We start from the raw sequence: 401 nt of genomic DNA on the forward strand, positions 1-401 counted from the left end.
GTTCCTCACACCCGGCCTGCAGTACGTGACTAGGCGCTGGGTCTTCGAAGCGGGCGTGCAGTGGCCGGTGGTGCAAAATCTTCGTGGCACGGCGCTGGAGACGGACTACGTGCCTCATGCCGGGTTCCGCTTCAATTACTGACTCTCGCGGTGGAGAGCACATGACGCTTGCCGGGATCGGCAAGTACGCGGGATGGACGCTTTTCGTCCTGGTCGCGCTTGCCGCGCTCGGCAGCTTCGCTTTCATCCCGTCCGCCAAGGAGCCCGCCTACGTGTTCGTCACAGCGTGGGGCGAAAAAGGCGACGGTCCTGGCCAGTTCGACGATCCGACGGGTGTCGCCGTGGCCGGCAGAGAGGTGTTCGTCGCAGATTCCCGCAACGGGCGCATCCAGGTGTTCGAC

1 pseudogene is annotated in these 401 nt (G+C 64.3%); it reads left to right on the top strand.

Annotation, left to right across the window (positions count from 1 at the left end):
• Positions 1-161: 161 nt before the first annotated feature.
• A pseudogene (locus ACTFO6_RS17860) lies at positions 162-401 on the top strand (NHL repeat-containing protein); the annotation flags it as partial.

The sequence above is a fragment of the Pelomicrobium sp. G1 genome, assembly GCF_051905455.1.
In the GTDB taxonomy this organism is placed as follows: Bacteria; Pseudomonadota; Gammaproteobacteria; order Burkholderiales; family UBA6910; genus Pelomicrobium.